This window comes from Beijerinckia sp. 28-YEA-48 (assembly GCF_900104955.1).
Taxonomy (GTDB): domain Bacteria; phylum Pseudomonadota; class Alphaproteobacteria; order Rhizobiales; family Beijerinckiaceae; genus Terripilifer.
On sequence record NZ_FNSI01000001.1, the window covers coordinates 883,925 to 896,861 of the forward strand.

The window sequence follows — 12,937 nt, forward strand, 5'->3', positions numbered from 1 at the left end:
TACAGTGGTTCTGCAAACTTCCGCCTCTCGACCAAGTTCTGCTTGCATGGCTCCTCGATTTTCGGCGCGGTCGGGATTTTTCCTTCCGGGGCCGTTTTCGGATCGGGCGTCCCCCGGTTCGATCCGTCACGCTCCATGCGCATTGGGATTTTGCGCCATCGACGACTGCTCGATCTTCGCGAACAGCGTCAGTTCCTTTTGCGACATTGCCGAACCGTCGCGCACCGGCAATTGGCCGATGCTGACTCATCTGATGGAACATACCCGCTTATGTCGCGAGGGCGCTGGACCGACGCGCTGTTGCCTTCGCCCATGGCAGGAAGCCATCGAGGAAGCGCGTCGTCGCCGGCATGAAGTTGCTCCCGTGGTGATAGAAGGGATCGAGCGTGGCGATGAGGGCGCGGCCGGCAAAACTTGTTCTGTCGTCATAGAGCAGAGCGCCGCCTTGATCGCGCCCTTGCCGTTCAGGCGGTACATCGATCAGCACTTGCGCGCCAGCCGGCGGCGTCAGCACGCCGTGATAGTGCCAGATGGTGTCTGAGAAGGGCAGCGCGTTGAACAGCCCATGCTCAGGGGCTGCAAGGCGCTGTTCGGGGACCGCGTTCTTGTCGAGCCACCACCAGAAATTCGTCGGTCGTGGCGACCAGGCGATCCCGGGCAGCCAGGTCTCGACCTGATTTTCGCCGAACACGACGAGCGTGCGTCCCTGAGCCAGGAAAGTTGTGAACACGTCCTTATGCTGGCGCAGCACGTCCGGATTGATGCGATCCGGCACGATCAGGACAGCGGTTGCTGCAAGCGCCTGTAACGTCAGGTCGCGGGCATAGATCACGCTGTCGAACAAGCCGTTATAACGCGGGCCATGAATGGTGGCGTGGTGATAATAGGTACCACCGTCGAGAACGGTGAGTGTCACGGCGAGACCTCTGGAGCGAAGAGCCAGTGGAAAAACTGCGGCAGGAGGCGCGCGGTGCTGTCGCCGCCACCGAATTGCCAGAGGTCGTTTCCACCATGCAGAAGAACACGGCCGCGCCCGACCGGATAAATGATGTCGAGGGCGCGTTGCGGCGCTCCAACAGCATTGATCACGAGAGCATCTGACGGAGGATCATGCCAGGCCCGGCCGTAGAAGCCGGCAACACCGCGCCGGAAGGTGAGGTCTTCGCAGGAGACACCCGCCCAGATCGGATGATCGGCGAGCCTGAGGATGCGTAAATCCTCCAGCCCCTGCTGGGCCAGGATACGCGCCTGTCCAATACCGGGCAGAAACGGATAAGCGATGTGGCCGTTGGCCACGACGGTGCCCCCTTGCGCCAGAAAGGCGGCAATGCTGCTGGCCTGGCTTGCGAGAAAGCGCTGGTCGCTGTGCATGCTGATCAGCAGGGCGCCATAGTCGTTCAGGTCGAGACGATCCAGATCATAGATGTCACGGCTGACGACCGCGCCCAGGGCCTCGGCCTTTTGGGCCAGAGCCGCGCCCGACCCTTCGGGATGACCGAACGACGGGTAAAGCGCGGGCTTCATGTCTGCGGTTGTCCAACGACGAACAGGTCTTGTCCGGCGCGACTCAGGATATCGCCGGCAATGGTCCTTTTGAGCAGGCTCAATTCGGCATTATCGGCTTCGCTGCGGTTGGGCGTGAAGTTGAGTTCGAAGAAGCGCGGCGGCAGGGCGTCGGGCTTCAACGCCAGCTCGATGGTTTTGCCATCGAGCGTGATGCGGAAACTGTAGGAGATGTCGAACCCCGGCACGAGGCGGCCATGCGGCAGCGCGCGGTCCACCACATAGACGCCGCGCGTCACCGCGCGGGTGACGCATTCGAAGGCATCGCGCACGCCGGGGCCGGGATGGCCGCTGACGATGGAGATGCTGCTACGCCGGGCGGGCGCCTGTGGCGAGAGGATAGAAAGCGCCACCGCCTGTGCCTGGAACGTGACCGCCAGCATGGCGAGCGCCGCCTGGCCATGATAGGCGGCGAGCATGTCGAAGCCGATCGCGATCGGCTCCTCCTCCGCCTGCACGGTGATGACGGGCCAATGCGCTGGTGAGGTTTGGGATGTCATGACGATCTTCCAGCCTAGAAGTTGTGTTGCAGTTTGACGGTGAAGTTGCGGCCCATTTCGACCAGCGGATTGGTCATGCTTTGGGCATAGCTGCGGTTCACGAAGGTCGAGGCATCGACATAGGTCTTGTTGAAAATGTTCTCGATGCCGAGAACGAGCCTGGTATCGCCGAGTGTAGGCGAGATCAGTTTGCCGAGCTGCAAGGTCGCGTAGATCTTGGGGACGACATAGCCGCCGGTCGCATATTCCTGCGTCGTATCGATGCGCGTCTTGGCGCTCGCCCAATCGACCACGCCCATCACAGAGTAGGACGCGTCGGGCGCTGCATATTGCACGCCGACGCGGCCGCGCCAGGGCGCCAGGAAGGGCAGGGGCCGGCCAGTGGTTTTGTTATCGCCGCGCAGATAAGCGACCGTGCCGAAGATGTTGACGGTCTCGCTCGCCTGCCAACGGCCTTCCAGCTCGAGGCCGCTGACTTCGGCCTTGCCGATGTTCTGGCTCTGGGTGAAGCCGGCGACGCCGTTGTAGGTTACAGCGGTGGTCTGCAGGAAGTTTTCGTAGCGACTGTTGAAGGCCGTCACCTTCAACGTGGCGTTGTCCATGTGGAAGCGGAAACCACCTTCATAGGTGACGCCGCTCTCCGGCTTCAGCGCCGGATTGGGCACGGTCGTCGCTGAGAAGGCGAAGAGCTCCGAATTGGTCGGCTGCCGGAAGGAGGTTGCAACACTGGCGAGCAGATCGAAGTTCGGCAGGATGCGATAAACCGCGCCGATGCTGCCTGTCGGCGCGCTGCTGGCAACCTGCGAGTGGGCGAGGAAGGCGGGCAATACGGCTGCAGGCAGCGGCGCCAGACCGGTCGTCGTGTTGAACCAATCGAAGCGGCCGCCGGCCGACAAGGTGAGTTGGCGCACCGGCGTCCACTCATGCAGCATGAAGATGCCAGCATTGGTCTGCGTCGTATCCGGGCCGTTCTTGGCCGGGGTCACCAGGCTCGTGCTCGTCAAAGCGCCGGTGGTGGCGGTGAAGTTGCGCGTGGCGGACCAGCCCTCGCTGCCAGGCCGGAACTCCTTGAAGGCGTCAGCGCCCACAAGCGTGTTCACCTCGCCGATGCCGAAACTCCACGGAATAGTGCCGACCACGCGACCGCCGACCACCAGAGGGCCAATGACATGGCTCGTCGACTCGACGCTACGCGTGATGATGTTGCGCGCGTTGATCGTGTTGTTGATGGTCTTGAGGTAGGTGTCGAAATAATTGACGTAGACCGAGGCCTCGACCTTCTTCACCAGGCCGTCGAACTCGCCCGTGTAGGCGAGGCGGCCCATGGTCACTTCATTCGGGCTCTGGCGGACGTTGAGATAGGGCGCGCCAGGCGCGCCGCCAACGCCGCCGGCGCGGCCATCGGTTTCCGTATAGCGGCGGAAGGAAAGTTCGACGCGCTGGCCGGCGGTCGGCGTATATCCAAGCTTCAAGCTGCCGCCGAGACTGCGATAGTCGCTGTTTGGCGCAGCGCCGAGCGGGGTCTGATAATTGTCGCCCCAGCGACCGTTGACGCTGGCGAGGAAATCGAAGCCGTTGCCGGCGCCTTGCAGCCAGGCGTCGGTGGTCAGCGATTTGGCCGCGCTGCCATAGCCACTCGAGACGCCACCACCGCTGATCTTGAACGGGCCGTTGATGTCGCCCGCTGGCTTGCGCGTGACCACATTGACCAGACCCGTGAGCGCTTCGCTGCCGTAAAGCACGGACGCCGGACCACGGATCACTTCGACGCGTTCAATTTCGCCGGGCGCGAAATAATTGAGCTGCAATGTGTTGCGGCCGCGGAAGCGATCGCCATCGACATAGAGCGGCGAGCGGAAATTGTTGGAGCTGAAGCCGCGCAGATAGATCTGTCCTCCGATGCCACCAGCGCGGGCAATCGAGATACCGGGCACGGTGGCAAGGATGTCGAGAAGCCCGGTCGGTGATGTTTGTTCGATCTGCGCACGCTCGATCACCGTCGCGCTTTGCGTCACCTGCTGTTTGAGGCTCTCGACCTGAGGCAGCTGGCCGCCGCGCGGCAGCAGCGAGTCGCGGCCAGCTTTGCGCATATTCGTCGCAGGCGCACTGGCAACAGGCACGGGCGCTTGAGCGCGTGGCGCGGCGACACGCGCCGGCGCGCGGCGTGCCGGTGTTGCTATGCGTGCGGGACGTGTTGCCGCGCGATGGGAGGCTGTCGCGGGGGCGTCGACCGTGACGCTGGGCAGATTGGATTGCGCCTTTGCCGTTGTCGGAAGGCTTAAAGCGGCCGTCATCATGCCTGCGGCGACAGTGATAGAGAGCTGCCACGCTTGGGCGGAAGGCTTGTACCAAACGCGATTTGAGGCGAGCGCAGCGGAACCGGAGGAGAGCATCATCATGGCCTTTGTTTTTCTTAGCGGCCGACGCTTATCCGATTAAGTAAATTCACAGCAAGAGCATGGAGAAAGATCATAACTATAAGAATTATAAAGAAAAACTAGGATTTCTTATGTTGCGATTTAACTAGAGCTGATCCACAAGGCTGGCTGAGGGCGCAGTTCATCTGGGCCATGGGAAATCGTCATGCCGTATCGCTCCCACATCTTTGCCGCCGCCGTCAGCGCCGTCTTCTGCCAGTCGGTCGGAGCAACCGAGGTCACCGATCAGCGCGGTCAGTCGTTGTCTTTCGACAAGCCGGCGGCGCGCGCGATCTTCCTGCCGATGCCGGCGGCGTCGACCTATATGGCGATCAACCGCAGCGAACATGGCATCGCCGGCATGAATGCTTCGTCGGCTGTTGCCATGCGTGATGGCATCCTCGGTAAGCTCTTTCCCGGCTATGCGAAGATTGCGACCAATATCACGCTTGGCGCCGGGACCGCCGCCAATGTCGAAAGCATTCTCGCCTTGCGGCCGGACGCGGTGTTTCAATGGGCCGCAGCCGGCGACGATGCGCTGGCGCCGCTCGAACGCACAGGGCTCAAAGTGCTGGGCATGCGCTATGGCAGCCAGGAGGATATGGCTGGCTATATCGCGATGATGGGGCAGGTGGCGGGAAAGCCGGAGCGGGCCCAGGAACTTGTGGCGCGGCAAGAGACGCAGCGCCGACAGATCGAGGCGGCGCTTGCTGGAGTTGCCAGTCAGGAACGGCCGCGTGTGCTTTATCTGGCGCGCGCCTCCGATACCTTTCGTGTCGCCGGCAAAAAATCCTACAACGATTTTACCATTCGCCTAGCGGGCGGCGAGAACATCGCAGCCGATACGCCCTCGTCGACGACCGTGACGATCGAACAGATACTGACTTGGAATCCACAGGTCGTGCTGCTCGGCAATTTCGATACGGTGATGCCGGCTGATCTTTATGCCGATCCGCGCTGGCAGGGCGTCGAGGCTGTGCGAAGCCGCAAGGTCTATCGCATGCCGCTGGGCGGCTACCGCTGGGATCCACCGAGCCAAGAGTCAGCTTTAACCTGGATCTGGCTCGCGGACCTGCTGCATCCCCAGCGCGCCGGCATCGATCTGCGTGTCAGCATGCGTGGCTGGTTCGATTTTCTCTACGGCTATGCGCTGAGCGATGATGAGATCGATACCATCTTGTTCGCTCCAGAAAACCGGCGTTCGGCTGGCTATGATCGGCTGCTGGTTCGATGACACAGCACAGCGCCATGGTGGACGGGCCACGGATTTCGAGCGTCAGGCGGAGGGGTGAAAGCGCGCTCATCCCGGTGCTGCTCGCTGGGCTCGTTGGCGTTTTGCTTTGGTCGGTGACGTCTGGTCGCTATCCGGTGCCGCTGGATCATGTTTTGGCGATCCTGGTCTCGCGGTTTGTCGACGTGACGCCGATCTGGACGTCGACGGAACTCGTGGTCGTCGAAGTCGTGCGACTGCCGCGCGTTTTGATGGCGGCGATGGCCGGGGCAGGGTTGGCGCTCAGTGGCGCGGTCTTGCAGGGACTGTTTCGCAACCCGCTGGTCGGGCCGCAGACGATCGGGGCTGCTTCGGGCGCGGCGCTGGGTGGAGTCGTCGCCATCCTCTTCCTCGGCTTTGGTCTTGGCGTTCAGGTCGGCGCTTTCGTTGGCGCGGCGCTGGCGCTGATCGCCGTTCTCGCCATCCATCGCAGCGATGGGCTGTCGCCAATTCTGAGTTTGGTTCTGGCGGGCGTCGTTGTCAGCGCCTTCTGCGCGGCCCTGGTCGGTCTGGTCACTTACGTGGCGGATCCGGAAACCAAGCTGCCGGGTATCGTCTTCTGGCTGCTCGGCAGTTTTGCCGCGGCGAGCTGGACGAAACTGGGATTGATCAGCGTCTGCACCGTGCTGGCTGGTATTGTCATGCTCGGCATGCGCTGGCGCATCAACGTGCTGTCGCTGGGCGATGAGGACGCGCGCTCGCTTGGCGTCAATCCGGCGCGCGACCGGCTGATCCTGATCACGGCAACTTGCTTGGCGATCTCGGCGCAGGTGGCGGTCAGCGGCACGATCGGCTGGGTTGGACTCGTCATTCCCAATTTGGCGAGAATGATCGTCGGCGCCGACCATCGCCGGCTGCTGCCTGTCGCCACCTTGATGGGCGCCATCTTTCTGGTGGTGGCCGACACATTGTCGCGCGATCTGACGGCGGCGGAAATCCCGGTCGGGATTGTCACGGCCATCGTCGGCACACCGATTTTCGCTTATCTCCTGCGTCGCAATGCTGCGAGTAAGGCACCATGATCGCGCTGCACCAGGCTGGCCATTGGTTTCAGCCGTCACGCTGGCTGTTTCGTCATCTGTCGCTTACGCCAGCGCCGGCGCAAATCACCGCCATCCTCGGTCCCAACGGCACCGGCAAGACCACATTGCTGCGGGCGTTATGCGGAATTTTGACGCCGAAGGAGGGCGCGCTCACGGGCAGTGAAGTGGTTGGCTATGTGCCGCAGGCTCTTCACGCGGACCAGGCTTACAGCGCGCTCGATATGGTGCTTCTGGGCCGCAGTCGCTTTCTCGGCCGTTTCGATGCGCCCGGACGAAAAGATCTGGCGCGGGCGCGGGCCTGTCTTGAGGAGGTTGGTCTTTCGAGTGTTGCGGACGCACGCTATGACCGATTGAGCGGCGGCCAGAGGCAACTCGTTCTGCTCGCCCGTGCGCTGGCGAGCGACGCGCGCGTCCTTGTCCTGGATGAGCCGGTCTCGGCGCTCGATCTGGCCAATCAGGGGATCGTCCTGCGTCTCCTGCGTCGCCTGGCCGATCAGCATGGCCTGGCTGTTTTGTTCACGACCCATCATCCTGAACATGCGCTCGGCATTGCCGACCGCGCCCTGCTGATGTTCCGCGACGGCGAACATGTCGAAGGCGGTGCCGATACTGTGGTGAGCGAGGCCAATCTGGAACGCATGTATGGGGTTCCCGTGCGACGGCTGGCGCTTGGGCAGGACGACGCTTCCGCCTTCGCGATCATACCGCTTCATGGTCTGAGATCAGCGACGACGTCTCGCGGGACGGGCGAGGCAGTCACGGGCTGAGGCTTCGGACAAGCCACACGCCGACGCTGAGCGCGCCGATGGAGAGAACCAGGCTGAGAATAAGGTAGGCAGCGAGGTGCGCCGGCTGGTTGCGTTCCCACAGCAAAACGGAATCAAGGGAAAAGGCTGAGAAGGTGGTGAAGCCACCCAAAATGCCGGTGGTGAGGAAAAGGCGCCAATGCTGGGAGGCGTCGCCTCGGAAAGCGAAATAGCCGGCGAGCAGGCCCATGGTGAGCGAACCGACGATGTTGACGGTGAGCGTGCCAAAGGGAAATGCGGTGCCGAGCAGGCGCGCAGCGGCGAGATTGACCCCGTGTCGCAAAGCCGATCCGATGCCGCCGCCAATAAATACGATGAGATAAGTCATATCGATTGCCCTTTATGTCGTTTGATCGGGCAATAAAAAACCCGCCTATGGCGGGTGCTGGAAATGCTCCCACCACGGCAGGGCCTTCACGGCCCGTGTCGCAGTAGGAGTCATCAGCCTTACGGCGGGTATCGGGGGACTCCATCCCCATCGCGATCAGTGTATCGCGAACAAGGGGCGATCGTAAAGTCGCTGCGGCCGCGCGCGTCAAGCTTAGACTTCACAAATATGTGTCAACTTGCCAGGCTGATTGGTGCCGCAGCTGCCGATGACAGCCGTTCCCTGGACGCGCAAGCGATTTAACCACGCGATTTAACCAAGCGACTTAACATGTGGTCGTTTCACCGGGCTGACGTCATCGTCGAAATTCCGCGCGGTTTGCTGTGCACTGTTCCGTCGCTGTTTGAATGGCGCATCATGATTTCAAAACGGGAGAAATCATCGGTGTTTCCGATCGATAATTTCGATTTGATCGATTTGACCGGCGGCCAAAACCGTCGCAACATTGTTCGGGTTCTAAACGGCGTGGTGAGGTCTCTACGATCCGCCGGCCCGCGCTTGGTGTTGTTGCGCCAACGTTGAAGCTGGCGTTTTCAGAGCGAGCGTCGTGGAGGAGGAGCTGGCAGTGTCGAGCAAGGATAAGTCCTACAAAGCGACGACAGCGGAACAGGTGGCCTACTTTATGATGAAGCTGGTTGCGCGAAACGAAGGCAAATCCCTGGAGCAGGGCAGCACTTCGGATGGCTCCATTCATCGCGATTACATCTTGGACCTTTATGCGGAGTGCCTGGAAGCGACGAGCGGAAAGCGCCAAAGGACAAAGTCCGTGGCCAAAAAGCCCGTAGCGAAGAGAGTAAAATAATTCTGCTCGGCAAATCGGGAGCAAGCAGAGGAGGAGCAGCTTTATCGCAGTGGTTCGTCATCTGAATTGAGGACGACGATCTCGAATGTTCGATGAGCTCTGCAGCGCATGCAGACACGAGTTGGCAAGCAAACTTGGTAAGCAAACACTTGGGTGGAGAGAAACATGGACGCGAAGACCGACAACAATGCTGGTAAATGCCCCGTCGTTCATACGGCCAAGACCAATCGAGAGTGGTGGCCCAATCAAGTCGACGTTCAGATCCTGCACCAGCACTCCAAACTTTCCGATCCGATGGGCGAGGCCTTTGACTACGCCAAAGAGTTCAAGAGCCTGGACCTGAACGCGGTCATCAAGGATCTGCATGCGTTGATGACGGATTCGCAGCCGTGGTGGCCAGCGGATTTTGGTCATTATGGACCTTTCTTCATCCGCATGGCTTGGCACAGCGCCGGCACCTATCGCATCGACGATGGTCGCGGCGGTGGTGGTTTCGGGACGCAACGGTTCGCGCCGCTCAACAGCTGGCCAGACAATGTCAATCTCGACAAAGCGCGCCGGCTGCTGTGGCCGATCAAACAGAAGTATGGCCGCAAAATCTCATGGGCCGACCTCATGATTTTGACGGGCAATGTGGCGCTCGAGTCGATGGGCTTCAAGACGTTCGGCTTCGGCGGCGGTCGCGCCGACACTTGGGAGCCGGGAGAAGATATTTACTGGGGGCCGGAAGGCAAGTGGCTCGAGGACGAGCGCTATACGGGCGATCGCGATCTTGAAAAGCCACTGGGCGCCGTTCAGATGGGTCTGATCTACGTCAATCCGGAAGGTCCGAACGGCAACCCTGATCCGCTTGCCGCAGCCCGTGACATTCGCGAAACCTTCAAGCGCATGGCCATGGATGATGAGGAAACCGTCGCGCTCATCGCCGGTGGGCACTCATTCGGCAAGACCCATGGCGCCGCCGATCCAGCCAAATATGTTGGACCAGAGCCAGAAGGCGCCCCGATCGAACTGCAGGGTCTCGGTTGGAAAAACACCTATGGCAGCGGCGCGGGCGGGGATGCGATCGGCAGCGGCCTGGAAGTGACCTGGACGAAAACGCCGACAAAATGGAGCAACAATTTCTTCGAAAACCTGTTCGGCTTTGAATGGGAATTGACGAAGAGCCCGGCCGGCGCGCATCAATGGCAACCGAAGAATGGTGCGGGCGCTGGCTTGATCCCCGATGCCCATGATCCGTCGAAGCGGCGTGCTCCCACGATGCTGACCACGGACCTTTCCCTGCGGGTCGATCCGGCCTACGAGAAAATTTCAAGACGCTTCTTCGAACATCCGGATCAGTTTGCCGACGCGTTCTCGCGCGCCTGGTACAAGCTGACCCACCGCGACATGGGGCCGATCGAGCGCTATCTCGGTCCGCTGGTGCCGAAGGAAAAATTGCTGTGGCAGGACCCGATTCCGCCGCTCGATCATGAGGTGATCGGCGAGAAGGACATCGCCGATCTGAAAGCCAAGATCCTGGCGAGCGGGCTGTCCGTCTCGCAATTGGTGTCGACCGCTTGGGCCTCCGCTTCGACCTTCCGTGGCTCGGACAAGCGTGGCGGCGCCAATGGCGCGCGTATTCGCCTGGCGCCGCAAAAGGGTTGGGAGGTCAACCAGCCGGCTCAACTGGCCACTGTTCTCCAGAAACTTGAGGCGATCCAGAAAGAGTTCAACGCGACGGGCGGGAAGAAGAAAGTTTCCGTGGCTGATCTGATCGTGCTCGGCGGTAGCGCGGCTGTCGAGAAGGCGGCCAAGGATGCTGGGCATAACGTCACGGTGGCGTTCACACCAGGGCGTCGGGACACGACCCAGGAGGATACGGACGTCGAGTCCTTCGAACCGTTGGAGCCGGTCGTCGACGGCTTCCGCAACTATGCGCGTGGCAAGCATCGCTTATCGATCGAGGAAGCGCTGGTCGACCGCGCGCAACAGCTGACGTTGACGGGACCGGAGCTGACGGCTCTCATCGGCGGCCTGCGGGTGCTCGGCGCCAACACGGGACAGTCGCCGCATGGCGTCTTCACCAAGCAGCCAGGCACTTTGACGAATGATTTCTTCGTCAATCTGCTCGACATGGGTACTGAGTGGCAGCCTTCGAAGACCGAGCATGTCTATGAAGGGCATGATCGTAAAACAAAGGCGGTCAAGTGGACGGGCACGCGCGCCGATCTGATTTTCGGATCGCATGCGCAGCTGCGCGCCTTCGCGGAGGTCTATGCGTCCTCTGATGCCAAGGAGAAGTTCGCGAAGGACTTCGTCAAGGCTTGGACGAAAGTCATGAACCTCGATCGCTTCGATCTCGCCTAAGCGCGAGGTCTTCGCAAGCATCTTCCCGCCGCCTGAGAAGGGCGGCGGGATCTATCTGTAAGGGCCAAAGCGCGTCGCTAACGCGCCAGCACCTCACGCAGGGTTATCGGTGGGCGACCGATGAGGCTCTTGAGTGTCGGATCAGTGGCGGCGAATTCGCCCGCACGAGCCGCGCGATACAGGCCGAGGGCTATGGCGATGATGGCTGGCGGCAGACCGCGCGCGGCGAGGCGGGCTTCCTGCTCGCTGTCGGCAATCATCCGCCTTTCGATGGGTCGACCGGAGAGATCGCTGAGGATTTTGGCGATATCGGCGAAGTCCAGCGCGTCAGGTGCTGTCAGCGGTGGAGTAGGGCCGTCGAGCCGGCCTTCGTCTGTCAGCGCATGTGCCGCTGCAGCTGCGAGGTCCGCGTGGGCGGTCCAGGAGACCTTGCCATCTAGCGGGGCTTCCAGCACGCCCGATGCGGCGGTATTGCCCAGATACTGAGGCACGCTCTCGGCATAAAAACCATTGCGCAGGGCGGTCCAGGCGATCCCGGTGTCGCGCAGCATGGCTTCGGTGGCGGCATGGTCGTGCATCGGCGGGAAAGCCGAAGACGCGCTGGCGCCCATATGGCTGGTGTAGACGATCCGGCGCGCGCCGGCTGTGCGTGCGGCGTCGATGGCGGCGCGATGCTGGGCGAGGGTGTCGCCACCATGGGCGCGGGCGTTGGACGAGACGATCAGAACCTGGGTCGCCCCTTCAAACGCGGCTGCCAGACTGTCCGGCTCGGAAAAATCGCCGCGCCGCACCTGCACACCGCGCGAAGCCAGATGGCCGGCTTTTCGCGGGTCACGGGCGCTCGCCGCGACCTGGCCAGCGGGAATAAGCTCCAGCAATCGCTCCACAATCAGGCTGCCAAGCTGCCCCGTTGCGCCGGTCACAATGATCATCAGAACTCTCCATCCTGGGTGCCGATATCGCCGCTAACGATATTTTGTTATCAGTAATTATCAATGGAAACAAGATCGAGATAGCGATGATAAGTTGGGCGGGCTATGAATAGTCATGTCCACTTCGATGCCCCCGTCCGACGATCCCCTGAGTAGCGACACCCGCGCGCGCATCATCGCGGCCGCTGCGGCGCTGGTCGCCGCTGGCGGTAGCGAGGCCGCCACCACGCGGGCGGTTGCCAACGCTGCGTCCGTCCAGGCGCCGACCATCTATCGTCTGTTCGGCGACAAGCGCGGTCTGCTCGATGCGGTGGCGGAAGAAACATTCTCCAACTATGTCGCCGGCAAAGCGCAGCGAGCGCGGGATGGCGATCCGGTGGAAGACCTGCGCCTAGGATGGGACGCCCACGTCGCGTTTGGTCTGGCCAATCCGGCGATCTTCACCTTGATCAGCGCGACCTATCCCGAGCCGTTGTCGCGCACGGCCGCCGCCGGCATGGCCGTGCTGCGTGAACGGGTGCGCCGCGTCGCCCGCACGGGCCGGCTGCGCGTCAGCGAGGAGCGGGCCGTCGATCTCATCCATGCGATGGGGACGGGTACCGTACTTACACTGCTGGAGAAGGCGCCGAACGAACGCGCCGGCCTGGCGGAGGCCGCGCGTAATGCTGTCTTCGCGGCGATCCTCGATGAGCGATCGGGCCCGGTCGCAGGTGCAAGCAGCGTTGCAGGGACGGCGTCGGCCTTGCGCGCGCGTCTTGATGAGGTGACGGGGCTCACACCCGGCGAGCAACTTCTCCTCGATGAACTGCTGCGCAGAATTGCTGGCGCGCAATAGCGATTTGCTCCTGAAGATGGAGTAGCCGCTCG

12 protein-coding genes and 1 riboswitch are annotated in these 12,937 nt (G+C 61.9%); of the genes, 6 read left to right on the forward strand and 6 right to left on the reverse strand.

Going from position 1 to position 12,937, the window contains the following annotated elements:
• Nucleotides 1–268: 268 nt before the first annotated feature.
• From BLW50_RS04200 to BLW50_RS04215, 4 genes are read right to left on the reverse strand one after another with little or no spacing between them, the layout of a single operon-like run.
• Nucleotides 269–916 carry a hypothetical protein gene (locus tag BLW50_RS04200; RefSeq protein WP_090697891.1) on the reverse strand — a complete coding sequence of 216 codons (648 nt, stop codon included), beginning with the start codon at nucleotides 914–916 and terminating at the stop codon, nucleotides 269–271.
• Nucleotides 913–1,524, reverse strand: a complete 612-nt coding sequence (locus tag BLW50_RS04205) for a DUF4350 domain-containing protein (protein WP_090697895.1) — start codon at nucleotides 1,522–1,524, stop codon at nucleotides 913–915. The genes BLW50_RS04200 and BLW50_RS04205 overlap by 4 nt, the downstream gene beginning before the upstream one ends.
• The gene (locus tag BLW50_RS04210) at nucleotides 1,521–2,063 is read right to left on the reverse strand and encodes a hypothetical protein (protein WP_090697898.1); all 543 of its coding nucleotides are present in this window, start codon (nucleotides 2,061–2,063) and stop codon (nucleotides 1,521–1,523) included. Before BLW50_RS04210 ends, BLW50_RS04205 begins: the two co-directional genes overlap by 4 nt.
• 14 nt (nucleotides 2,064–2,077) lie before the next feature.
• A complete protein-coding gene (locus BLW50_RS04215) occupies nucleotides 2,078–4,357 on the reverse strand; it encodes a TonB-dependent receptor (protein WP_244544133.1) in 2,280 nt (759 codons plus the stop codon).
• Between the two features lie 289 nt (nucleotides 4,358–4,646).
• Here BLW50_RS04215 and BLW50_RS04220 point away from each other — a divergent pair, with 289 nt between their 5' ends.
• Genes BLW50_RS04220 through BLW50_RS04230 form a run of 3 tightly spaced genes read left to right on the forward strand, consistent with a single transcriptional unit; the run spans nucleotide 4,647 to nucleotide 7,560 of the window.
• A complete protein-coding gene (locus BLW50_RS04220; protein WP_090697902.1) occupies nucleotides 4,647–5,714 on the forward strand; it encodes an ABC transporter substrate-binding protein in 1,068 nt (355 codons plus the stop codon).
• Complete coding sequence (locus BLW50_RS04225) at nucleotides 5,711–6,772, forward strand: FecCD family ABC transporter permease (RefSeq protein ID WP_244544134.1); 1,062 nt, start codon at nucleotides 5,711–5,713, stop codon at nucleotides 6,770–6,772. The genes BLW50_RS04220 and BLW50_RS04225 overlap by 4 nt, the downstream gene beginning before the upstream one ends.
• Nucleotides 6,769–7,560, forward strand: coding sequence for an ABC transporter ATP-binding protein (locus BLW50_RS04230; protein ID WP_090697906.1), 792 nt, complete (start codon nucleotides 6,769–6,771; stop codon nucleotides 7,558–7,560). The genes BLW50_RS04225 and BLW50_RS04230 overlap by 4 nt, the downstream gene beginning before the upstream one ends.
• Here the strand turns inward: BLW50_RS04230 and crcB are convergent.
• Nucleotides 7,550–7,927 (reverse strand): fluoride efflux transporter CrcB, encoded by a 378-nt coding sequence (gene crcB, locus BLW50_RS04235; RefSeq protein WP_090697909.1) that lies wholly within the window; start codon nucleotides 7,925–7,927, stop codon nucleotides 7,550–7,552. The two genes, BLW50_RS04230 and crcB, sit on opposite strands and share 11 nt — an antisense overlap.
• 97 nt (nucleotides 7,928–8,024) lie before the next feature.
• Nucleotides 8,025–8,085: riboswitch (Fluoride riboswitch) on the reverse strand.
• A 467-nt stretch (nucleotides 8,086–8,552) separates the two neighbouring features.
• On the opposite strand from crcB, the gene BLW50_RS04245 reads away from it, so the two are divergent.
• Together BLW50_RS04245 and katG are read left to right on the forward strand one after the other, a co-directional pair.
• The gene (locus tag BLW50_RS04245) at nucleotides 8,553–8,789 is read left to right on the forward strand and encodes a hypothetical protein (protein ID WP_139267454.1); all 237 of its coding nucleotides are present in this window, start codon (nucleotides 8,553–8,555) and stop codon (nucleotides 8,787–8,789) included.
• Nucleotides 8,790–8,954: 165 nt separating this feature from the next.
• The gene (gene katG / locus BLW50_RS04250; RefSeq protein ID WP_090697919.1) at nucleotides 8,955–11,138 is read left to right on the forward strand and encodes a catalase/peroxidase HPI; all 2,184 of its coding nucleotides are present in this window, start codon (nucleotides 8,955–8,957) and stop codon (nucleotides 11,136–11,138) included.
• Between the two features lie 77 nt (nucleotides 11,139–11,215).
• Here the strand turns inward: katG and BLW50_RS04255 are convergent, their stop codons facing one another.
• Nucleotides 11,216–12,070 (reverse strand): SDR family oxidoreductase, encoded by an 855-nt coding sequence (locus BLW50_RS04255; protein ID WP_090697922.1) that lies wholly within the window; start codon nucleotides 12,068–12,070, stop codon nucleotides 11,216–11,218.
• Nucleotides 12,071–12,185: 115 nt separating this feature from the next.
• On the opposite strand from BLW50_RS04255, the gene BLW50_RS04260 reads away from it, so the two are divergent.
• A complete protein-coding gene (locus BLW50_RS04260; protein ID WP_090697925.1) occupies nucleotides 12,186–12,905 on the forward strand; it encodes a TetR/AcrR family transcriptional regulator in 720 nt (239 codons plus the stop codon).
• Nucleotides 12,906–12,937: the final 32 nt, after the last annotated feature.